19 protein-coding genes and 1 pseudogene are annotated in these 22,365 nt (G+C 56.2%); 11 read left to right on the plus strand and 9 right to left on the minus strand.

What is annotated here, in order from left to right:
• The 4 genes and pseudogenes from IGS51_RS10365 to psbV form a co-directional block, all read right to left on the minus strand.
• Positions 1 to 221: pseudogene (locus IGS51_RS10365) on the minus strand (lysozyme); the annotation flags it as partial.
• A gap of 165 nt (positions 222 to 386) precedes the next feature.
• Positions 387 to 974: a DUF924 family protein gene (locus tag IGS51_RS10370; RefSeq protein ID WP_297078327.1), complete on the minus strand. Its 588-nt coding sequence runs from the start codon at positions 972 to 974 to the stop codon at positions 387 to 389.
• Positions 975 to 1,048: 74 nt separating this feature from the next.
• On the minus strand, positions 1,049 to 2,116 hold the full coding sequence (locus tag IGS51_RS10375; protein ID WP_297078328.1) for a WD40 repeat domain-containing protein: 1,068 nt from the start codon (positions 2,114 to 2,116) through the stop codon (positions 1,049 to 1,051).
• A gap of 1,041 nt (positions 2,117 to 3,157) precedes the next feature.
• Positions 3,158 to 3,649 carry a photosystem II cytochrome c-550 gene (gene psbV, locus IGS51_RS10380; RefSeq protein ID WP_297078329.1) on the minus strand — a complete coding sequence of 164 codons (492 nt, stop codon included), beginning with the start codon at positions 3,647 to 3,649 and terminating at the stop codon, positions 3,158 to 3,160.
• A gap of 534 nt (positions 3,650 to 4,183) precedes the next feature.
• Here psbV and IGS51_RS10385 point away from each other — a divergent pair.
• From IGS51_RS10385 to mutY, 5 genes are all read left to right on the plus strand, one after another.
• Positions 4,184 to 4,555 carry a response regulator gene (locus tag IGS51_RS10385; RefSeq protein ID WP_172358005.1) on the plus strand — a complete coding sequence of 124 codons (372 nt, stop codon included), beginning with the start codon at positions 4,184 to 4,186 and terminating at the stop codon, positions 4,553 to 4,555.
• A gap of 152 nt (positions 4,556 to 4,707) precedes the next feature.
• Positions 4,708 to 5,139, plus strand: a complete 432-nt coding sequence (locus IGS51_RS10390) for an NUDIX hydrolase (protein ID WP_297078330.1) — start codon at positions 4,708 to 4,710, stop codon at positions 5,137 to 5,139.
• 68 nt (positions 5,140 to 5,207) lie between these two features.
• Positions 5,208 to 5,597 carry a RidA family protein gene (locus IGS51_RS10395; RefSeq protein ID WP_172358007.1) on the plus strand — a complete coding sequence of 130 codons (390 nt, stop codon included), beginning with the start codon at positions 5,208 to 5,210 and terminating at the stop codon, positions 5,595 to 5,597.
• 139 nt (positions 5,598 to 5,736) lie between these two features.
• The gene (locus tag IGS51_RS10400) at positions 5,737 to 6,069 is read left to right on the plus strand and encodes a DUF760 domain-containing protein (RefSeq protein ID WP_068515063.1); all 333 of its coding nucleotides are present in this window, start codon (positions 5,737 to 5,739) and stop codon (positions 6,067 to 6,069) included.
• Between the two features lie 143 nt (positions 6,070 to 6,212).
• Positions 6,213 to 7,274: an A/G-specific adenine glycosylase gene (mutY, locus tag IGS51_RS10405; protein ID WP_297078341.1), complete on the plus strand. Its 1,062-nt coding sequence runs from the start codon at positions 6,213 to 6,215 to the stop codon at positions 7,272 to 7,274.
• A gap of 135 nt (positions 7,275 to 7,409) precedes the next feature.
• Here mutY and nblS read toward each other — a convergent pair whose 3' ends face one another.
• Both nblS and IGS51_RS10415 read right to left on the minus strand, forming a co-directional pair.
• Positions 7,410 to 9,416 carry a two-component system sensor histidine kinase NblS gene (gene nblS, locus IGS51_RS10410; RefSeq protein ID WP_297078331.1) on the minus strand — a complete coding sequence of 669 codons (2,007 nt, stop codon included), beginning with the start codon at positions 9,414 to 9,416 and terminating at the stop codon, positions 7,410 to 7,412.
• Positions 9,417 to 9,571: 155 nt separating this feature from the next.
• The gene (locus tag IGS51_RS10415; protein WP_297078332.1) at positions 9,572 to 10,720 is read right to left on the minus strand and encodes a glycosyltransferase; all 1,149 of its coding nucleotides are present in this window, start codon (positions 10,718 to 10,720) and stop codon (positions 9,572 to 9,574) included.
• A gap of 215 nt (positions 10,721 to 10,935) precedes the next feature.
• Between IGS51_RS10415 and IGS51_RS10420 the strand changes: the two genes are divergently transcribed.
• The gene (locus IGS51_RS10420) at positions 10,936 to 12,081 is read left to right on the plus strand and encodes a transporter substrate-binding domain-containing protein (RefSeq protein WP_297078333.1); all 1,146 of its coding nucleotides are present in this window, start codon (positions 10,936 to 10,938) and stop codon (positions 12,079 to 12,081) included.
• 259 nt (positions 12,082 to 12,340) lie between these two features.
• Here the strand turns inward: IGS51_RS10420 and alaS are convergent, their stop codons facing one another.
• Entirely contained in the window at positions 12,341 to 15,019 is a 2,679-nt protein-coding gene (gene alaS / locus IGS51_RS10425) for an alanine--tRNA ligase (protein ID WP_297078334.1), read from the minus strand.
• 1,810 nt (positions 15,020 to 16,829) lie between these two features.
• Between alaS and IGS51_RS10430 the strand changes: the two genes are divergently transcribed.
• The 3 genes from IGS51_RS10430 (at position 16,830) to IGS51_RS10440 (ending at position 19,745) form a co-directional block, all read left to right on the plus strand.
• Entirely contained in the window at positions 16,830 to 17,876 is a 1,047-nt protein-coding gene (locus IGS51_RS10430; protein ID WP_297078335.1) for a diguanylate cyclase, read from the plus strand.
• Positions 17,873 to 18,655, plus strand: coding sequence for a M15 family metallopeptidase (locus tag IGS51_RS10435; RefSeq protein WP_297078336.1), 783 nt, complete (start codon positions 17,873 to 17,875; stop codon positions 18,653 to 18,655). The genes IGS51_RS10430 and IGS51_RS10435 overlap by 4 nt, the downstream gene beginning before the upstream one ends.
• A 253-nt stretch (positions 18,656 to 18,908) precedes the next feature.
• Positions 18,909 to 19,745, plus strand: a complete 837-nt coding sequence (locus tag IGS51_RS10440; protein ID WP_297078337.1) for a CAP domain-containing protein — start codon at positions 18,909 to 18,911, stop codon at positions 19,743 to 19,745.
• A 391-nt stretch (positions 19,746 to 20,136) separates the two neighbouring features.
• Here the strand turns inward: IGS51_RS10440 and IGS51_RS10445 are convergent, their stop codons facing one another.
• Positions 20,137 to 20,691 (minus strand): DUF1499 domain-containing protein, encoded by a 555-nt coding sequence (locus tag IGS51_RS10445; protein ID WP_297078338.1) that lies wholly within the window; start codon positions 20,689 to 20,691, stop codon positions 20,137 to 20,139.
• Between the two features lie 560 nt (positions 20,692 to 21,251).
• Between IGS51_RS10445 and IGS51_RS10450 the strand changes: the two genes are divergently transcribed.
• Both IGS51_RS10450 and IGS51_RS22360 read left to right on the plus strand, forming a co-directional pair.
• A complete protein-coding gene (locus IGS51_RS10450) occupies positions 21,252 to 21,683 on the plus strand; it encodes a hypothetical protein (protein ID WP_297078339.1) in 432 nt (143 codons plus the stop codon).
• Entirely contained in the window at positions 21,658 to 22,044 is a 387-nt protein-coding gene (locus IGS51_RS22360) for a transposase (RefSeq protein WP_367279311.1), read from the plus strand. Before IGS51_RS10450 ends, IGS51_RS22360 begins: the two co-directional genes overlap by 26 nt.
• Positions 22,045 to 22,102: 58 nt before the next feature.
• Here the strand turns inward: IGS51_RS22360 and IGS51_RS10455 are convergent.
• A partial coding sequence (locus IGS51_RS10455; RefSeq protein WP_297078340.1) for a hypothetical protein occupies positions 22,103 to 22,365 on the minus strand: 263 nt, incomplete at its 5' end.

Raw genomic sequence — 22,365 nt, forward strand, 5'->3', positions numbered from 1 at the left:
TCGTGGCCGGTTCCGGGCTTGGGCTGGGGTTCTGGCCCCGGCACGCCGACCGCCACCACCATGCCCCCCGGCGCATCGTCGCGCTTAAACCACTCATGCATTGGGCGAATGTTGAGTTCCTTTTCGCCATTGGCGCGGGGCTTTTTGAAAATTCGCTCAAGGTAGTAGCCGCCTTCCATCAGGTAAATGGCAGAGTCGGTTTCTTTGATCCAGGTTGCCATGCGGGTTGTCTCCTAGCGTTGCACCGATTTTGGATTTTAGATTTTGGATTTTGGATTTTTCGTTCTTCCTTCTTCGTTCTTCGTTCTTCGTTCTTCCTTCTTCGCTCTTCCTTCAAATCCAAAATCGAGAACTAACATAGTCTGCCCAGAGTGACAATAGTCTACCTAGAATGACGAACCGGGCTGTTTGAGAAATTCGACTTCTTCTGATGTGGAGCGTCGCCCCAGAATGTGATTGCGATGGGGAAAGCGGCCGAAGCGCTGGATTATGTCGCGGTGGCGCAGGGCATAGTCATAGGGGTCGCGCAGTTCGGGGGCGATCGCCGCCAGTTTTTGCATCAAGTCTACACACTGCTGCTGGTGCGCCAGGTTTTCGCTATGTTCCAGCGGTAGGTAGAGAAACAGCCGTTCCAGCGGATTCAGCGCCTGATCTAGCCCACGGGCGATCGCCCCCTGGCTCACCTCCAGTGCTTTTGCGTCCGTGGCAAAGGCTTTGGGCGTGTTGCGAAAGATATTGCGCGGAATCTGATCTAGCAGCAGCACCAGCGCCAGACAGGAACGGGGTTCCCCCTGCCACTCGTCCAAGTCGCCCCTAGCGGCCTGCTCGTAGAGCGCCAGGAAGCGATCGCGCATCCGTTCGTCTGTTTTGGGGTTTTTGGTAAACCACAGCTTGCGACGCTGCTCGTAGCTGCGGTCTGCCGCGTCGGGCGCACCAAACCAGAAGTCCAGAAGGTCGTTGGGTGAAGGAGGCATGTTACGTTAAGGAGCACTAAGGTTTAAGCGTTTTGGAACACGGTAGGGCGATCGCCACCGAAGGAACGTCTACATCAGGTAGGATCTGCGCTGAGTGACGCGGGTAGTTCCCAAATCCGAGCGGTGCCGTCTGCCCCAGCGGAGGCTAGCCATTTGCCATCGGGACGAAAGCTAACGCTCCAAACTGCACGGCGATGTCCCTCAAAGGTTTCCACCAGTCCACCATTTAGGTTCCAGAGGCGAACCGTGCCATCGGTGCTGGCGGTGGCAAGATGCACCTGATCTGGGCTAAAGGCAACGTCCCACACGGCGCGTCGATTGTCCCCAAAGGTGGCGAGCGATCGCCCGGTCAGGCTCCACAATCGAGCCGTGCCGTCGGCTCCGGCCGTGGCGAGGCGCTGGCCGTCGGGGCTAAAGGCAACACTCCACACGGCGCGATCGTGCCCGCGAAATACTGCAAGCTGGCGACCCGTTAAAGTCCACAGCCGGGCTGTGCCGTCGGCTCCGGCCGTGGCGAGGCGCTGACCGTCGGGGCTAAAGGCAACACTCCACACCGCGCGGTTGTGTCCCCGAAACACGACCAACTCCCGCCCTTCTAAATCCCACAGGCGGGCTGTGCCGTCGGTGCTGGCGGTGGCGAGGTGCTGACCGTCGGGGCTAAAGGCAACATCCCACACCGCGCGATCGCCCGCTGAAATTACCGTCAGTTCGTCGCCCTCTAGGGCCCACAGGCGGGCTGTGCCGTCGGCTCCGGCGGTGGCGAGGCGCTGACCATCCGGGCTAAACACCACGTTCCACACCGCGCGTTCGTGGCCCACCAGTTGGTCTAGCTCATGACCTGCATCGTCCCAAAGGCGAGCCGTGCCGTCGGCTCCGGCCGTGGCGATTTGCTCTCCATCTGGGCTGAACGCCACGCTCCACACCGCGCGTTGATGTCCCTGTAGCACCCTGATCTGATATTCTGGCGGTTCTGACGTTTGGGGAAAAGCTGAACGGGAGTCGGGCGATCGCCCCTGGGTTTCTAGGGTCGAAGGGGCTGATCCAGGGGCAGGCAAGTTTGGGCTGGGGAGTGTTGCCGCAGGAACAGCAACAGGACGCGCTAAGTCCCCCAGCATGAGGCGATCGCCCTGTTTACTTGGCATTGTTTTACTTGGCACCGTTTTACTTGGCACCGTTTTACTTGGCACCGTTTTACTTGGCATTGTCTTACTTGGCGTTACAGAGCGGCCTGCCTTTGGAAACTTCGGCGGCTGCCAGACCTGAAACACCTGCTGCCAGCGATCGCCCGCTTCCTTCCAAAAAGCATCGGCTGTCTCTATTGACCTAGAACCCACCGCAATCTCTGCTGCACGCCCTGCTGCACGCCCAGTTGCACGCCCAGTTGCACGTTCTCCCGCACGCTCTCTTGCAACCTGTGAGGTAATTAGCGCCGGAGCCATCTGGGATTGCTGCTCTAGCAATAGTCGAGATCCCTGGCTCTCGTCTGGTGCAAAGGCGCTGCCATACAATAGCCATCCGCCCAAGAGCCAAGCGCCAAGAACTATGGCAACCTGGGCCACCCGCTGGCGGTGTCGCTTGGAACCCAAACCATTCATCTAGCGAAGGGCGATCGCGCAGCCGGGGCCATCTGTAAAACCATGACACAAAACCATGACACGCCTGACCAGGACAAGCCTGACTATAATGGCTGCCCCGTCCGAAAATAACGATCGCTTGACTACATATTCTGCTATTGCGTTTTTTGCTATTGCGTTTTGTCAATGCGTTTTGCCGTCGCGCATCCAATCGATCCAAGACAGCGGCAGACGATAGCAGCAAGAGAATGGGCAGGCAGTTTTTCTAATGGCATTTTCTAATAGAAAAGCGGGCATTGACTGCTCTAAACGCTGCCAAAACCCGCCGTTCAAAAAGAATGCGTGTCTCACGGTCGTTCGCATCGGGTGCAAGCACACAGGCTGCAAGCACGTAGGGCACAACCAAATGCCACCCTGCCGTGTGAACCTCAACCGATGGGCCGCACTCCCTGTGTAGAAATGCAGACACTCAATGTGCAGACATTCAATGTGCAGACACTCAATGTGCAGACATTCATCGTGCAGACATTCATCGTGCAGACATTCATCGTGCAGACATTCATCGTGCAGACATTCGCCGTGTGAACGTTAGCATTCGCTGTGTCAACATTAGTAGTAAATCTTACCACCGCCCCACTTAGCGCCCACCACCTTGGGCTGAATCAGGATGTGACCCGCAATCACCTTCAGGTCGTCCTGCGTCAGGTTCCGCATCTTGGGGAAGATGTCGGTACTCTTGGTGCTAGGATGCAGTTCCGAAATTTCGGTCTGTCCGTCATAGGTGGTGGGATTGTTCATGTAATCCACCAAGGCTTCGATGTTGGTGCGCGGGGGCGTTGCCAGCGCCAGGGTTTCGGGATCTAGCCCCACGTTAGGGTCGGTTTTGGTGATGCCGCCGACGTGACACTGACCACAGGCATAGTTAAACAGGCGCTTGCCGTCTGCAACCTGCTTTTGCGTGAGCGTGATCATGTCTCCTGCCGCATTGAGAGGCACCGTGCGCGTCGCAGCGTCGAGTTCAGCGGCGATCGCAGCCCCACCGACAACCTGGAAGATAAAAAGGGCTATCCCCACAACTAGCCAGACGTATCTCTTAAGCACAGAAATCGTTCTCCTTCCATCCAAGAACATCAATATAAATTGAGACAGCTACAGACCCAACTCCATCCTGACCCGGTGTGGTGGCTCAGTCCGCGATGGCTAAGCATGAACCCCGGACAGGACAGAACTGCAACCTGGTGAAACTGCCAAAAATGGCTCAGATACCTGCAAATTAAATTGAATTCAGATATCGGCAGCTCAACACAGCATCCGGCAACCTGACCCAACTCTTCTCGCCCCACCACAGGGTTTTCCAGCCGCAGCCTTAAATGAGAGGAATTGTTAAGGTATGTCAGGCAATCCTAATTCTTTATCATGCCATCGATTGAGACTCTTTATGAAGGGACTCTGGAGATTGTGACGAGATTCTGGAAGGATTGTGTGGAGCAATGTGGAGCAATGTAGAGCAATATTCTGGGGCGATCGCCCAAGCCGTGCGTCAGCCCTGCCTTCTCTAGGCGAGAATGGGAATACTCCTGAAGGGATTTGCGATTTGTCCAGCCCTCATCCAGCAAGCCGGAGTCAAGACAAACCATGAGAACCGTGTTGATTGTGGACGACAGCCAAACCCTGCGGCAAATGCTTTTGGAACTGCTTCAGGGCAACGGGCTCCAAGTCATGGAGGCAACCAACGGCATCGAGGCCAAGGCGATGATCCAATCCAACGCGCCGGATCTGGTCATCACTGACCTGATCATGCCGGAGATGAACGGCTACGAACTTTGTCGCTGGATCAAGAACGACCCCGCTGCTCAAAAAATTCCCGTCCTCATCTGCTCGACAAAAAGCGAAGAATTTGACCGCTATTGGGGCATGAAGCAGGGCGCAGATGCTTATATCACCAAGCCCTTTCACCCGCCAGAACTGCTGAAGACCGTCAAGCAACTGCTCCAGAGCCACCGCTAGGGATGACTATTGCTTGCTGAAAACATCACCGGGGTTCAAAGCAATAAATCTTGCCCACGTTAAATTCTGCCAGGGTATTCGGACGCGCCAAAAGGGTCTATGCTGCTTAGCAAGTCTGGTGCTGTCTATACGTCCCTCAAAAACATAGACCTGTGAGCTACAGGAATCCCGTTCCCACCGTAGATATCATCATTGAACTCATGGATCGGCCCTACCGACCCATTGTGCTAATCGAGCGGCTAAACCCGCCCTTTGGCTGGGCTCTGCCGGGGGGATTTGTGGACTATGGCGAGTCGGTGGAGGATGCTGCCGAGCGCGAGGCCGCTGAGGAAACTGGGCTACAAGTCAAGCTAACGGAGCAGTTTCAGGTTTATTCCGACCCGCAGCGAGACCCCCGGTTGCACACCCTCAGCGTTGTGTTTTTGGCAACGGCCAAGGGCGACCCCTTTGCGGGCGACGATGCCAAAAATCTGGGCGTGTTTGAGATTTGGGATTTGCCCAGCAATTTGTGCTTTGACCATGACCGGATCTTGCGGGATTATCGCTATTTTCGGGAGCATGGGCTGCGGCCAAAGCTGGTATAAAACCTGAGATAAACGTGAGATCAATCTCAGAATTAATCTTCAGAATTAATATGAGGTGAGGAGGAGATATGCGGGAAGTGATTCGGACGGAGGCGGCTCCGGCTCCGGTGGGGCCCTACAGTCAGGCGATCGCCGCTCAGGGACGATTGGTGTTTGTGGCGGGGCAGATCCCGCTGCATCCCGAAACAGGGGCGATCGTGGGCGAAGATGTCGCCACCCAAACAGAGCAAGTGCTGGCCAATCTGGAAGCAATTTTGAAAGCTGCGGGCGCAACCTTTGCCGATGTGGTCAAGACCACGGTTTTCTTAGCCGACATGAATGACTTTGTGGCTATGAACGGTGTGTATACCCGCGTTTTTGATGAAGCAACGGCCCCAGCGAGGGCCTGTGTGCAGGTGGCGCGGCTGCCCAAGGACGTGCGCGTAGAGATTGAGTGCATTGCCGTTGTGCCCGCCTGAAGGGAAACAGGAGGGAGTAGAAGGGCGGGGGCAAATTCGCAAAATTGACACCTGGCGGTTCGGTTCACCCACCTCCCCCTGTCCCGGCAGGATTGTTACAGTATTAATCAATAACCACTGTCTGAGCGAGGTTACTGCTGTGAACAATGCGTCTAACAAAATCTCAGAGCTGTTTGGCGATGGTGCAGAATCGGGAAATTTGCTCTGGCAGTATGTCCAATCCATGAGTCCTGAGACGGTCGCTCAGCTCTCCAAGCCTGGCTCTCAGGAAGTGTTTCAGGTCATGGAACGCAACATTATCGGACTGCTGGGTGGCTTGCCCTCTGAGCATTTTGACGTGTCGATTACGACCAGCCGCGAGAATCTGGGTCGCCTGCTGGCTTCGGCGATGATGAGCGGCTACTTTCTCCGCAACGCTGAGCAGCGCATGGCGTTTGAGCGATCGCTCCAGGATGTGCCCGAAGTTGGTTAGGTGCGTCTGTGAGTCAAGGTTCGGATTTTAACTCCTGTTTTCTGGGTTCTAGCTCGGTCGATCCGGTGGGTCGGTCGAGCTTTTACTTTGCAGCAGCGGCTGAAGGGGCAACGGCGGCTGAGGAGAATGCAGCCTGTTGGGATATTGCGGAATTGCGGCGATCGCTCTTGCGCTGGTATGGGGCCCAAGGTCGCGACCTGCCCTGGCGACGCAGCCGCGACCCCTACGCCATCTGGATTTCGGAGATCATGCTCCAGCAAACCCAGGTGAAAACGGTGATTCCCTACTACGAGCGCTGGCTGGCGCAGTTTCCTACCGTGACCGCACTGGCCGCCGCCGACCAAACTCAAGTCCTCAAAGCCTGGGAAGGGCTGGGATACTATGCCCGTGCCCGAAATCTGCATCGCGCTGCCCAGGTGATCGTTGAGCAACATGGCGGCCAGTTTCCCGCCGATCTGGCCGCAGCGCTCACCCTCCCCGGCATCGGGCGCACCACCGCTGGGGGCATCCTCAGTGCCGCATTTAACCAACCCGTGCCCATTTTGGATGGTAATGTGAAGCGAGTGCTGGCGCGACTGCTGGCAGTAGTAGTGCCGCCCAATCGCGCTCTGGCTGCACTCTGGCAAGCGTCGGAAGCGCTCCTCGATCCGCAGCGTCCACGAGATTTTAACCAAGCGCTGATGGATCTGGGTGCGACCTGCTGCACGCCGCGCAACCCCGCCTGCCTGATCTGTCCCTGGCAACCCCACTGTCTTGCCCATCAGCGAAATATGCAGAACGAATTGCCCATTGCCGAAACTCGCGCCCCGCTGCCCCACAAGCAAATCGGCGTGGCCGTCATCTGGAACGAGCAGGGACACATCCTGATCGATCGGCGCAAGCCCGAAGGACTGCTGGGCGGGCTATGGGAATTTCCAGGCGGCAAGATCGAGCCGGGCGAAACGGTGCAAGACTGTATCCGCCGCGAAATTCGGGAAGAGTTGGGGATTGAAATTGAAGTGGGCGATCGCCTGATTGTCATCGACCACGCCTATACCCACTTCCGCGTCACGCTGAATGTCTATCACTGCCGCCACCTCAGCGGCGACCCCCAGCCCATCGAGTGCGACGAGGTGCGCTGGGTCACGGCGGCAGAGCTAGACCAGTTCCCTTTTCCCAAGGCGAACCTACAAATCATCGCGGCTATCCGAGCAGCAAGCACTTAGGACTCTGAGGAATCTGAATAGGAATCTGAATTTTTAGCAAAAGCTTCAGCGGCACGCACAGTCGGATTGAGTGCCAAATCTTTTCTGGTTCTCTGAGCCTGAATTTCCCTGAGCCTGAATTTCTCCGGGCCTGAATTATTTTGCCACCTGCGGTTCTAGCGACGGGGGGGCAGGGGAATCGGTGGTCTTGCCGTTGTTCAGCGCCCCATCCAGCAGCGGCGTGTCTTTTTGGAACACGGGCAGATCGAACCAGAAGGTTGTCCCCACGCCGACTTCGCTCACCAGATGCACGCGGCTATGATGCTTTTCGATGATATTCCGCACGATAGACAGCCCCAGCCCTGTGCCCTCCAGCGTGTGAACCCGGTTCTCCACCCGGAAGAAGCGGTCGAAGATGCAGGCCTGATCTTCAGCGTCGATGCCAATGCCCGTATCCGAGACCTCCACGCGCACGCAGGTCGCCAGGTGGGGATGCTCCGGTTCGCAGCCCATTGCGTAGGCTCGAATCGCAATACGCCCGCCTGCCTGGGTGAATTTCAGGGCGTTGCCCAGCAGGTTATTCAGCACTTGCAGCAGCAGGTCATAGTTGCCCAGCACCGTCGGCAGGTGTGGCTCCACATCCTGCACCAGTTCGATTGCCTTGTCGCGGGCGTTGAGCTGGTGGGTGCGGAGGGTCTGCTCGATGGGCTGCGTCAGGTCGATCGCCTCGAAGTGATAGCGCTTGTTGGACTCCAGACGCGACAGATCCAGCACGTCGTTGACCAGGCGCGTCAGGCGATCGGTTTCCCGGTTTGCCGTTTCCAGGAATTCCCGCTTCTCGTCGTTGCTTAGGTCTTCGCCATACTCATGCAGCGTTTCGATGAACGACTTGATGTTAAACAGCGGGGTTCGCAGTTCGTGCGATACGTTGCTGATGAACTGGCTTTTGGCTTCGTTTAGCTCCACCTCGCGGGTGATGTCCTGCACCGTGATGGCGATGCCTTTCACATTTTCGCGGGACTGATCCAGCACCGTATTCAGCAGCACCCGCAGCGTCCGGTTGACGGGTTCTGGCACGGCGATGGTGAACTCTGATTCAGCGCGATCGCGCAGCATGTCTGACGATAGCCCTTCCTGCGTAATCTCTTGCAGCGGCTGGCTGAGGGCTGCTTTGACTGGCTCTGGCAGGAGGTTTAGCACGGGCTGCCCCAGCAAATCCGGCGTGTTGTCCCAGCCAAACAGACGGCGTGCCGTTGGGTTTACCAGGATCACGTCCATATCGGAATCGAGCAGCACGGCTCCATCAGCAATCGTAGACACCAGCGTTTCCAGCTTGGCCTTTTCAGCGGTCAGTTCTTCGATGTTTTGCTCTTCGTAGCGCTCCAGCCGCTCCGCCATTTCGTTGAAGTTCAGAATCAGTTCGCCCAGTTCTCCGCCAAAGGGCAGGTCGATGCGCTGCTTAAAATTCCCGGCGGCAATGTTTTTCACGCCCACCAGCAGTTCCTTGATCGGCTTGGTGATTTGCAGCGCGTTAAACACCGCCCCCAAGATCACCATCACCCAAATGGACACGAAAACGGCGATTGTCACGTCTCGCGTCAGGTGAGAGGACGTGACCACAGTGGGGTTTGGATTTGTGCCGATGGCTAAAACGCCTAGATACTTGCCGTTATAGTTCAGCGGCACGAAGACATCCGTCACTTCTCCATCGGGCGTGAGGTGCTGGCGCACCATCGGATATTCCAGCGCCGGATTGAAGTTTTCGGGAAGCTGCATCCGGCGACGGATGGTGAGCGAGTTTTGCACCTCGGACTGGGAATAGGGGATGCCGAAGAAAATTTCGCCATCGGCATCGGCGTAGAGCATGTAGCGGACGCTGGAGGTGCTGCTGTAGAAGCGCTGGGAGAAACGAGCCAGTTCCGTCAGGTTGTTTTCGCCCACCAGCGGCGCAACGTTGGCCGACAGCAACAAGCCCAGGTCGCTGCCAAAGCGTGTGTCGTTGAGCCGCGCATCCTGCTGAATTGAGTTCACCGCCCAAAAGGTCAGCCCGCTCATCAGCAGCGACACCATTAGCGTGCCGATCGCCATCAGCTTGGTCTGGAGCGTAAATTCCGACCACCAGCGGCGAATGATGTCTTGGAGTTGCTTTAGCAGATTTAGCAAAGCCGCACTATCTACCCAGAATGAAAGATAAGCAAGGATTCTAGCAGTACCAGGAGCCATGATGCGCCCTGGTCATTTGCCAAAAATGTGTTCTTTTTATCATACAACCGTCTTCACTGTGACATGCGGCGTTGGGGTTCTACGGCAATGCTCCGTCATTCCATTCCTGCCAGTATGCGCTGCAACTGGGCGCGAATTTCGGCATTTACGTGGTCAATGTGAAAGCGGTGGCTGGCGAAAGATTGGGCGGCGATCGCCCTTGCCTCTCCTACCTCTGGCTGCTGGAAACACTGCTGAATCGCAGCGGCCAGCGCAACGGCATCACCCGGCGACGTAAGCCAGCCTGTTTTTTCTGGATCGATCAATTCCCTCACGCCGCCTGCGTCGGCAGCAACGACCGGGCGACCACAGAGCATTCCTTCCACCACCACGCGCCCGAAGGGTTCCGGGGCGGTAGAGGTATGGGCAATCAGGTCGCAGGCGTGCATCAGTGAGGTCACGTCGGACTGGAAGCCCAAAAACCGGACGCGATCGCCCAGCCCCAGCGCCTCGACCTGCCGCCGCAATTGTTTCGCGTACTCTTCTTCGCCAAACAGGGCCTCACCCACCAGCACGGCGGCAACCTGCGGCGGGCACGCTGCCAGCGCCTCGACCAGCACATGCTGCCCCTTCCAGGGCGACAGACGGCTGAAATGCCCCACCACAAAGGAATCTTCTAGCCCCCAAGCACGCCGCAGCGTGGCTCGATCCTGGCGGGGCTGGCGATAGGCCGCGGGCTGGAAGCCGTTGTAGATCACAACCGCGCGATCGCCCTTTCCACCTGCGTCGATGAGCGCCTGCCGACTGGCTTGGGAATTGGCAATCACCAGTGCGGTGCGATTGGCCAGCGCTACGGCGATGCGTTGGTTGGTGCGGCTGAAGTGGTCGAGCGAGAGGATATCGTGCAGGTGATAGACCAGCGGGCGGCGGGACAGAAAGCTGGCGATCGCCCCCACCACCAGCGCTTTTTGCGTATTGGCGTAAATCAGGTCATAATCTCGCGCCAGCTTTGCCACACGACCAATCAGCGGCGCAAGCCGTCCCAAACTCGTTAAACCTTGCCGCAGTCCGCTCTCTTTGCGAACTTGCAGCCCGTTCTGCATCAGCACTTGCACCGGGATCTGGCGCTGCTCCAGCAGAGTTTTGAACGAACCGTCGGCAAACAGGGCCACTCGGCAGGTTTCCCGGTAGGGCGCAGCGATATCTAGCAGGCAAAGCTCTGCGCCGCCTGGTTTGCCGCTTTGGTCGAGAAACAGAATTTTCATCAGCCGGGGAGGAGATGGGAAGACCTGCTAGGGAAATTGCCTGGGAACGGCGAATCAGACGTGATTTTGGGTTTTGGGTTTTGGATTTTGGCGAGATTTTGGCAGCCTGTGTCGCCGGGATGCTTGGCATTCTCAATCATCGTATTGGAAACTGGCGTATTGGAAGCGGGTGCAATGGCTAGTGCAATGTCGGCTTGGGAGGCGTGAGGATCTGCGTGGGACAGAAACAGAACTTGAGATGGGATGCCAGGCGGAAGGCGGCTGTGTGGGCGGTGGGCGGTGTGCTGGCGGCGGTGGCGGTTGGGAGAGAAGCCAGTTGGGCCCAGACGGCTCAACCCTCTCCTGTGTCTTCGCCCATGCTGGCAGAGCGATCGCTCCGGGTGGGCGTAAAGCCGATTGAGCCGTTTGTGTTTGCCGCAGAGCAGGGCAACCCGACGGGCTACAGCATTGACCTGTGGACGGCGATCGCCCCGCAAATTAACGCCCAAACCCGGTATGTGGTCTATGACACTACGCCGGAACTGCTAGATGCGCTGCGGCAAGGCGAGGTCGATGTGGCGATCGCGGGCATTTCCATCACTGCCCGTCGGGAAGCCACGGGACTCGACTTTTCTCACCCCACCTATGAGGCGGGGCTGCAATTACTCGTGATGCGATCGCAAAAATCCCAGGTTGCTCGGCTGCTCGATTATCTGGGCGGCGGCAGAGCCTTGCAAGCGGTCGGCCGCGTTTTGCTTAGCTCGATCGTCGTCGGATTCTTAATCTGGCTATTTGAGCGGCGACACAATCCCCACTTTCAGCAGGGGCCGCTAGCCGGGATTGGGCAGGGCATCTGGTTTGCGGTGGTGACGCTGGGCACTTTTGGCTATGGCGATGTTACGCCTGTGGGCTTGCCGGGGCGCATTGTGGCGGGACTCTGGATGGGGGTTAGCTTTTTCATCCTGGCGGACTTTATCTCGGCGATGACGACGGCTCGCCAGCAGGCTGCCCCGGTGCAAAGCCTGAGCGATCTTGCCGGACAGCCCATCGGCGCAAGCCAGGGCACGACTGCCGATTATTTTTTGCGAACCAAGCCCGTGAAGCGAGTGCCAATGGAGGATTTGAAAGCCTCGCTGAGGGCACTGCGGTCGGGCGAAGTGGCGGCAATTGTGATAGACCGTCCTGTGGCAGAATACCTGACAGCTCAGGAGCCTGACCTAGTGATGGCGGGCGATCGCCTCAGCCGGGAACACTACGGCATTGCCCTGCGGGAGGGCGACGACCTCCGCGAAGAGATCAATCGCGCTCTGCTAACCCTGCAAGAAAAGGAATACTTCGAGTTTTTGTGCCGCAAGTGGTTTGGAGAGCCACAGCAGCAGTGATCAGGACATCCTTAGGGTTTACGCAGTTGGACAATTTCTCGCGGGCGCAACCTGTGAGAAATTGTCCAAAACCCAAAGAGCTTATCGCAAGTGCGTCAGTCCTGATCCTATTAACCTGGCAATATTTGATCTTGCATTCCGCCCCCCTCATCCCCCAGCCTTTTCTTCCAGAGCGGGCTTAACGCCTTCGGCATACCAGCAAAGGGGGAGGGAGGTTGGCAATGTTGCACATCTCGTTCGGACGTTTAACCCAGAGCGGCTAACCTAAAGCGGCATGGATCTGCGATCGCGCTTCGGTGAGGGCTTCGGTCAGCTTGCTAGGGTCGCGGCCGCCAGCCTGGGCAAAGTTGGGTCGGCCGCCGCCGCCGCCGCCGCAGAGTTTGGCGATCGCCCCGATCAGCTTTCCGGCTTGCAGTCCTTTTTGGTTGACCGCTGGGCTAAAGGCAGCGACGAGGGCGACTTTATCGGCGGCGGGGGCAGAACCGAGAAATACTGCGCCTTCGCCTAGCTTTTGCAGCAACCGTTCGGCGGCGGTTTTCAGCGCGTCTGCATCGGCATTGGGCATTTCTGCCACCAGGATTTTGAAATCGCCCAGCATTTCTGCCTGGTCGATCAGCTGATCCGATTGGGCGATCGCCAGTTCTGCCTTCAACGCGGCGAGTTCTTTCTGAGTCGTCTTTAGCTCGTCCTGAAGCGCGGTGATGCGGTCGGGAATCTCTTCGGGCTTGGCTTTGAAGCGATCGCCCAAGTCGCGCACCACCCTGTCGCGCAGGTTCAGGTATTCCAGCACCGCAGGCCCCGCAACGGCTTCGATGCGGCGCACCCCAGCAGACACGCCCGTTTCCGAGATGATTTTGAACAGACCAATCTCAGCCGTGTTGCTGACGTGGGTGCCGCCGCACAGTTCCATCGACACGCCAGGAAAGTCGATAACGCGCACCTCGTCGGCATATTTTTCGCCAAACATGGCGGTTGCGCCCTTGGCTTTGGCAGTGGCCAGCGGCATGATAGACACGTCCGCTGCGTGGGCTTCGGCAATCCAGGTATTCACCTGGTCTTCGATCTGCTGAATTTCCTCCGCCGTCAGCGGCCGCGCCAAGTTATAGTCAAACCGCAATCGGTCAAAGGCGACCATTGATCCCTGCTGACCAATGTTCTCATCAATGAGTTTCTTCAGTGCAGCCTGGAGCAGGTGCGTCGCCGTGTGGTTGGCTTGGGCGCGGCGGCGGCAGGCGAGGTCGATCTGGGCGATGAGGCGATCGCCCGTTTTCAGTGTGCCCGCTTCCACTGTGCCAAAGTGAACAAAAATCGCTCCATCCTTTTGCACGTCTTGAACGCGCACCCGCAGCCCTGCTTCACCCAGTAGAACGCCGCGATCGCCCACCTGCCCACCCGATTCGGCATAAAACGGCGTTTGGTCGAGAATCACCTGCACGTCGGTTCCCGCAGCGGCCGTGTCCACAGGCTTGCCCTGCACCAGCACCAGCTTCACTTCCGCCTCCGATTGCGGCTGGGTATAGCCCAAAAAGCTGGTTTCGTGCAGGTTCTCCGCCAGCGTGTCGAGGCTGCCCTGCACGGTGAGATCGATGGTTTCGTGGGCTGCCCGAGCGCGATCGCGCTGTTTCTCCATCTCTACCTCAAAGCCGTCGGTGTCCACCGTCAGTCCTGCTTCTTCGGCAATTTCCTGGGTCAGCTCCAGCGGAAAGCCGTAGGTGTCGTAGAGCGTGAAGGCATCCTGTCCCGAAATCTGCCCCTTTGCAGGCAACTTGGCAATGATGTCTGCCAGCAGCTTTTCGCCACGCTCCAGGGTTTCCAGAAAACGGGATTCTTCCAGCGCCAGTTCAGCCTTGATGGCTTTTTCGCGCTGGCGCAGGTTGGGGTAGGCAGCTTCAGCAAGGGCGATCGCCGACTCGGCCACCTGGGTAATGAACGGCTGCTCGATGCCAATCAGCCGCCCGTGGCGCACCACACGGCGAATCAGGCGACGCAGCACATAGCCCCGCCCCAAGTTAGAGGCATTCACCCCGTCGGCGATCAGATGCGTCACAGCGCGAACGTGGTCGCCGATCACCTTCAGCGAGGTTTTTGTTTTTTCGTCGCAGGCAGCATAGTCCAGACCTGCAATCTGCGCGGCGGTTTGGATAATCGGGAAAATCAGGTCGGTTTCGTAGTTATTCGGCACGCGCTGAAGAATCTGCGCCATCCGCTCCAGCCCCATGCCCGTGTCGATGTTCTGCGCGGATAGCGGGGTCAGGTTGCCCTCTGCGTCCTGGTTGTATTGCATAAACACCAGGTTATAGAACTCGATGAAGCGGATGTCGTCTTCTAAATCGATATGATCGTCGCCCCGCTCTGGGTGAAAGTCGTAGTAAATCTCGGAGCAGGGGCCGCAGGGGCCCGTCGGGCCAGACTGCCAGAAGTTGTCTTTCTCGTCCATCCGCTTAATGCGGGCTTCGGGAATGCCGATCTGGTCGCGCCAGATGGCGAAGGCTTCGTCGTCTTCCCGAAAGACGCTGACCACCAATCGTTCTGGAGGCAGCTTAAAGACTTCGGTCGAGAGTTCCCACGCCCAGGCGATCGCCTTTTCTTTGAAATAGTCGCCAAAGCTAAAGTTGCCCAGCATTTCAAAGAAAGTGTGGTGACGAGCCGTGCGGCCGACGTTCTCGATGTCGTTGGTGCGAATGCACTTTTGCGAAGAGGTGGCGCGGGGAAACTCGGCGGCCCGCTGCCCCAGGAAAATTGGCTTGAACGGCAGCATTCCGGCGATCGTCAGCAGCACCGTTGGGTCTTCGGGCACGAGCGAAGCGCTGGGGAGAACCTGATGCCCCCGCTCGGCATAAAAATCAAGAAAGGTCTGGCGAATCTGCGCCCCGCTGAGGTGGGGCGGCTGGGTCGAAGCGGCGGAACGGGACGACGATTTGGGCGGCGATTTAGGCATAGATTAACTCGAAACAGGCCGGGAGAGGGATTGGAGATCAGGACTGCAAGCAGTTGCGGGCAGGGCTGGGCTAAGGGGGTATGGCTCAGGATAGGGGCGATCGCACGAGTCTCGATGAACCCAATACGGCTTGCTAAATCGCTCAGGCAGACGCTTGCAAGCCAAACAACTGCCAACCAAACAACTACAAGCCACATAACTGCGAGCCGAACAATTGCAAGCCACACAACAAGCCACGCAACAAGCCACACAATTGGAACGACGCAAATCTTATCAAAAATCCTGGTTACTACGATCTTGCTATCTGGCTGGCAGATTCAGCAACCCAAAAATCAGGAAATGCTGAGAGAATTTTGCTGGACTTTGGGTATCCTGACAAAACCCATCAGTGCCGCATTAGCAACAGCGCATTATTTAGCGGCAGCACATTATTTTAGACAGCAACTCTGTGCTAGATAGTAGACTTGAGCAAACAAACTTGAGCAAGCAGACTGAACAGTGTTGCTGAATCTAACCATCAGCGGTGTCTATATCAGCGGTGTCTATAGGACTTACGCATTTTGACCAAAACCTCGGAGGTTTAAGCCACTACGTTGGTCACGATGCTTGATTCTTGGTTAAAACCTCCGAGGTTTGCGTAAGTCCAATCTATATCAGCGGTGTCTCTGATGCGTGCCAGCGCGCCTGTCACCCACAATTTCGCTCAGGTTTTCACAGCTTCAAGCAGAATTGAGTCAGCAATTCCGCGTCAATTTGGGGTGATGCTGTGTATTTAGGTAATGTTTTTGATGATGAGTGTCCTGGGATTTCTCTGTATTCTCAATTCTCATGCGGCAGGTTTGTGGTAGTTTCAAGTGTGGCGATTGGGATAGCTGACCGAAATCTTCCAAAGCTGGACTTTATTGAGCCAAATTTGGCGCTGGGCAGTTCTGCTAATCACCTGGCGGCTGATCCAGGTGTGACAGGCTATGGGGTTTCGGAGTCCTGCTTGCAGCACCTGACAGCATACTTGGCCTGGTCCATGTGTCCTGGTGCGGATTGCTTCGCACTTTGGAATCCACGTTTGGCTCATCTGTAGCTGTATAGTCCGCTGCATTTTGGCTCACGGGGCTACTTGAACTGACGGTTGTGGCTTCTGAGAAGGGTTGCTCCGTCTATTTATATTTTCACTCCTCTCACTTCACTCCTCTCACCGTCCTGAGTTTTGCATTATTTTGTAACGCTGCATTCACTTGCGCGATACCTGCTTTGGAATCTCCCTGATCAAGGGTGAATCCGAATCCGTATAGGGGCAATTCAGGCGTTGCTGCACTTGATTGTTCTGTCGTGTTGCAGACCATCCTATTGCCAGCCTGTATTAAATGCTCAGATTCATGGAGATGTGCAGATTGGGGGGCAGTAAATCGTATTTAATTGGGTATATTCTTACACCCTTAAATTAGACGAATTGGAAAAACTTAGGGAAATCGTAAAAATTATTCTGCAAATTCCGAAATGATGAGTCTGACCAATGTATCTTTTTTTATCCGTGACTTTATTGGGTTAAAGAATGCGTGTAGCAGTTTGAATTTTGAGTTGATTCTATTTTTAATGCCCTACGTGGTGTAGGGGATCTGACTAAATTGCTTTTGCAGGATTTCTTCTATAAAAGCTGAGTCTAACGATACGCCTTATTTTCTATTCTGAAGATGATTTAGCGGCTGGAGAGGCTTCTCTTCAAGCTGTTTAGGCATTTGTTAGCTTAGGCAAACAGGCGATTCATCAATTTGGCGACTGGTCTTTTAGATTTTCGAGGTAGGCTCCGCATTCCATGGACGCTTCGATTCTCATTGTGGGGGATCGCGAATTTCTGGCATCCCTTTCGGCTCTAACCCCTGATCTGGCAGCGTTTACTCTAGAGGTTGCGCCCAATCCGCATGAAGCAACCCCGCTCATCCAGGCGCAGCAGCCTGACTTGCTGATTATCCAAGCGACTCAGCCGGGCAGCCTGGATCTGTGCCAGCGGGTTAAGACGCAGAGCCATCTGGCGTGGATCTATTGCGTGGTGGTGGATGATCGGCAGCCGCCTGCGCCGAACGAACTGGGCGATCGCCCCCAAGATGATGCGTACCTGGAAACTTCGGCCCTCATCATGGGGGCGGATGCCTATGTAAAGCTGTGGCGAGCCGAGTTGCAGAATAAGTCGTCTGAAAAAAGCGATCAGTCGCTGATCAGTGCCCATGTGCAGGCGGGGCTGCGGCGTGTGCAAAACCATCGAGAGTTAATTCGCACCAATGATATTTTATCGGCGATCGCCCTGTCAGACCCGCTCACCGAGCTAAACAACCGCCGCGCCTTTGAGTGGGAACTCCCCCGGCAGATTCATAATGCGCGGCTGCGGGGAATGCCCATTAGTCTGCTGATGTTGGATGTAGACTTCTTTAAGAGCATCAACGACACCTATGGGCATCTGGTGGGCGATCGCGCTTTGCAGTTGATTGCCTCGCGGCTGCGGCACAACCTGCGCTTTTATGACACGCCATTTCGCTATGGCGGCGAAGAGTTTGTGATTATTCTCAGCGATACGGGCAATCAGGAAGCAGAGGCGATCGCCAACCGCATCTGTCGGCTCATCAGCGACCAGCCATTTGTTATCGACGACTCTCTGGATCTCAACATCACTATCAGCGCAGGCACTGCATCGCTGGTGGTGCAGGACGATGCGCGGGGCATCAGCCTGCTGCGCCGGGCCGACCAAAACCTGCTGCGGGCAAAGGCCCTGGGGCGCAATCGGGTCGTTGGGGGGCAAGAGAGCGACGCGCCGAGCGAAAGCAGTGATCTGGGCAATCCCGATTCTTCTCCCATCAGCGAGCCATGAAGCCCTATCAGCAGGTGGCAATTGAGGACTGCGGTGAGCCGCTGGTGGAGATTCCCGCCGATGAATTTGCGCAGGTGGAACCCCATCCCTACGCGGTGCTGGGTGCGCCCTATGGCGATCGCTCTCCGTTCTTTGTGCGGCAGGGCGTGCTGGAGCGGCTGCGGCTGGCCCAGGCAAACTTGCAGGAACGCTGCCCTGGCTGGCGCATCCAGATCTTCGATGCCTATCGACCTATCGCCGTGCAGCAGTTCATGGTGGACTATACCTTTCAAGACCTAGTGCGATCGCACGGACTAGACCCTGCCACACTCAGCGAGGCCCAGCAGCATAACTTCTGGCAGCAGGTCTATCGGTTTTGGGCCGTGCCCAACCATAATCCCGCCATGCCACCGCCCCACAGCACTGGTGCAGCCGTCGATGTCACCCTGCTCGATGCCAGCGGTCAACCCGCCGAGATGGGTTCTCCAATCGACGAACTCAGCCCCCGCTCCTACCCCGATTACTTTGCGCCTTACGCCGACCCCACTTCCGACCGCTATGACCCAACGCGGGCGATCGCTCACCAAAATCGCCAGCGCCTGGCCACCGCCCTACAATCGGCAGGTTTCTGTCGCCATCCCAATGAATGGTGGCATTTTTCAATCGGCGATCAGCTTTGGGCCTGGCTCAAAACTTCAGATCACTTGGCGCTGGCCCAGTCAAATTCGGCTCGTGCAAATTTGGACGACGCGGTGGACGACGCGAACCTGCGCGTAGTTGCACGGTATGGCGCAGTTTGAATCGATACCTGAAGGTACAGAGGCGGTAGTGCAAGTATATTAATTTCCATCCAGAATTATTCGATATCTAAATTTGATATCTTTTTTGGGATGGGCGATCGCCCTTCAACGGTATTGAAATAGACGAATTCAGGCGAATTCAGGTCAAGCTTTTATTCGCTTGACAGTTCGTAATTTAAGTGTAAAGAGTCTCCGTGTATACCAGGTTGGCGCTAACTGTACGGATGGGCCTTACTGGAAGAGTCCACCCGATATGCAGTCATCCACTGATATGCAGAAAGATACCGCTGGAAACACCTTTGCAACGGCCCGCAGGCTCCGCTTCTCTTCTGGAAAGCTGAATCTTAGCGAATGGGTCGGCTCTGGCGATCGGGATGACATCTACCGCCTCAATTTCAACCGAGCTAGCAATGTCACCATTGCAGCTTCGGGAACTGGCAGCGGCACAGGGGCGATCGCCCACCTGATTCAAGACCTGAACAACAACGGTCGCCTCGATGCCAACGAGGTTAAAGGCAGAATGCCCATTCGCCCTGGGCAATCTAACACGCTCGCAGCCAAAAACCTGACGGGTACGTTCTTCCTCAGAGTCCGCAGCCAGGGCGGCAGTCTCAATTACAACCTGGCAATGGAAACGAGCCCATCGGATACATCCTCCGGTGGTGGCACTCGCGAAACCCAGCCGACTGGGTTCATCGCCGAAGTGCTGCGGCTGACTAATGCGTTTCGCCAGCAAAACGGACTACGGTCGCTATCTTACAACAGTAAGCTGAGTAATGCTGCCCAGGGGCACAGCATCAATATGGCGAACCAGGACTTCTTTAGCCACACAGGCAAAGATGGCTCCTCCTTTAGTCAGCGGGTTACGGCGGCTGGATATCAGTGGTCGTTTACGGGCGAAAACATTGCTGCGGGCTACACCACACCCCAGGCTGTGGTGAATGCCTGGATCAACAGCCCCGGACATCGGGCGGCGATGCTCAATCCCAACTATCAGGACATCGGCATCGGCTACCACTACCTCGCCAATGACACCGGCCAGGTGAATTATTACCACTACTGGACGCAAAACTTTGGCAAGCCCCTGTAGGGCTGGAGGTCATCTCGATTCTCGGATTTTGGATTTGCGATTTTGGATTGCTAGTCGAGCGTTTTCAAGGCGTTCAGCAATTTTATTCGTAACGCCACTGAAGCGAATCGATAGAAAATCGACAGCAGAGGGTGAGGGCAAGCCCAGCAAGACAGTTTGGTTTGCACAGCAAGACAGTTTGGTTTGCACAGCAAGACAGTTTGGTTTGCACAGCAGGACAGTTTGGTTTGCACAGCAAAACGGAGGCGGGAATGTGCTGCGTTCTCGCCTCTTTTTTTTTGCAGAAAACCGAGAGGGACTTTGGACTAGAAGCGAAGAGAGAACCGGGCGATCGCCCCAACCCTCTTGCTCAATCTAAAATCCCCAATCCAAAATCCCCAATCCAAAATTTCTACAGCTTAGCCCGAATTTCCTCAACTCGCTTGCGATTCACGCCCAAATCAGACTGACCCAGGCGCGAGGCTGATCGCACCTGCACCACGCCCGCCGCCTCGTCTACGTAGAACTCCACATCGTCCACAAACCCCATCAGGGCGCTGGTGAACTCGGCGTAGAGGTAATGATCAGACTCGGTGATGATCTGGGTGCGCGGCATGGCGGTAATGATGCCCTTGAGACGGGCGATCGCCTCGGCCGGGGTGCCGCTATAGCTCAGAGGCGCAATGTAATGCTCGGCATCCGACCCCGGAGCCTGACTATTGACGCAGTTGGGTGAGCCAGGGCAAGCTGCCAGCTTACCGTCCTTTACTCCCAGATTGGTGGGACGCGATCCAGAAAAAGAAAACAACGAAGCACCTCCAGAAGATTCAGCAAACACGGCCATCGAAAGCGAGGCAGGGGACATTGCGGTCGAACCCGGAGCCGCCAGCGTCGTCGCCGGCCACACCAAACTGCCCACCAGCAGCACCATCAGAACAAAGACACTCAGCCACTTCAATCGATTCATCCTGCGCCTCTTTAATCTTTATTATTCCGTTAGGACTTATAGGACTTACGCAGTTGGGCAATTTCTCACGGGTTCTTACGGGCGTGGCCAGCGAGAAATTGTCCAAAACCCAAAGAGCCTATCGCAAATGCGTAAGTTCTGTCCGTAATCAAACGTTTGGGATCAAACGTTTGGGCGTTGATTTTGACTGCATGGAAACTGCGCCAACCCAGAGGCACACCAGCCCTAGCAACGCGGCTCACCTTTATCAGCTTCACCTATAAGCTTCAAGCTTCACCAAGCTGCCCGGTTACAGCATGGTGTGCGCCCGACACTATGCTGTGGACTCCATAACAATATCTTTACAATCCTTCCCAACTCAAGCCTGATCGCACCAAAGACGAAAGAATCATTTGGGAATTGGTGGTCTAATTTTTGAGAATGTTTAAGCTTTATAAAAAGCACATCGTCATTTCCGTATTTCCAGGGATAAGCTATAAGTCTTCCTGTTTTGAAAATTGTCGAAAATCGTCATGTCTCAGCCTCTAAAATCCAATCTCTTCGCTAATCGCAGTCTTTCTGTGCCTGCCAGATCTTCGCCCCTGGCTGCGCTCAGCGTGCGAACCGCCGCCCGTGCCTCTCAGCAAGAACCCGGAGGGACGCTGGGATCTGCGCTACGGGTCAGACCGATCCCTGGAAAGTTTAATCGACTGGATTCGGTCAGTCGGTCAGACCGCGACCTGTATCGACTGGTGGTGAAAAATCCGTCTACCATGCAGATTGTGTTTCGCAAGTCGGGTGCGCCGACTGTTCAGCTTGCGGTGCTAAATGCCAGGGGCAGAGTGCTGAGGTTTGGCGGGCAAAAGCTGTCGTTTCCTGTGCTAGCGGGGGTTCGCAAGTTTAGCCTGACGGGCCTTATGCCCAGCACCTATTTTGTGCGCGTTTCGACGGCTTCTAGCGCCACGGTGAACTATCGCCTGCGGCTGAATGTGTCTAACTTGCCGACCTCCTAGCTGGCAATCAGCCGCCGTGAGTGGAGTCCTCAAAATCGATATCGCTGAAACAGCAGAAGCACTAAAAGCCGTCTTGGAAGAACAGCAAGGGGCACCTAAGCGCCGATCAGACAAAGCCATCTTGGTGTTTCAGCCGCCTTATTGCCCTGAGGTCAACCCCATTGAGCGGGTCTGGCGAGCGCTGAAACGGGAGCTAGCTTGGGTTCACGTTGGTGATGCTTGCCAACTCCAGCACGCCATCAGCCAGTGGGTTTGTCGCCTTTCGGCTGAATCACTGCGATCGCTGACTCAATGGGATTGGATTGTCAATGCTCTCTGTGTAGCGGGTATTTGGAGAATTGATGTTAGCCCAGTGCAATAGCCTCATTCTTGGTGAGGGTGAGGTCATGAGTTCAATCCTCATCACGGGCTTTATCTCTTCATACCCTGGCTGCAAGGAGCTGAGAAACCAGCGTCGTGAGCGTCGCCACACTCTGCGCCTGCTGTTCCGCTAGGCGAATATGCCCTTCTAGCGCCCGGTTCTGGCTTTCCAACGTAATCGCAATGCGGTCAAGTCTGTCGTCAATGGCGACGGTTCGCTGCTGGGTCTGGTCAACGAACGCGGCGATCGCCTCAGTCAATCGATCTAGCTTGGCATTCAGCGACGCATCCCGCTGGGCCGCCTCTTCAGATAATCGATCCA

The sequence above is a fragment of the Thermoleptolyngbya sp. M55_K2018_002 genome, assembly GCF_015295965.1.
In the GTDB taxonomy this organism is placed as follows: domain Bacteria; phylum Cyanobacteriota; class Cyanobacteriia; order Elainellales; family Elainellaceae; genus Thermoleptolyngbya; species Thermoleptolyngbya sichuanensis.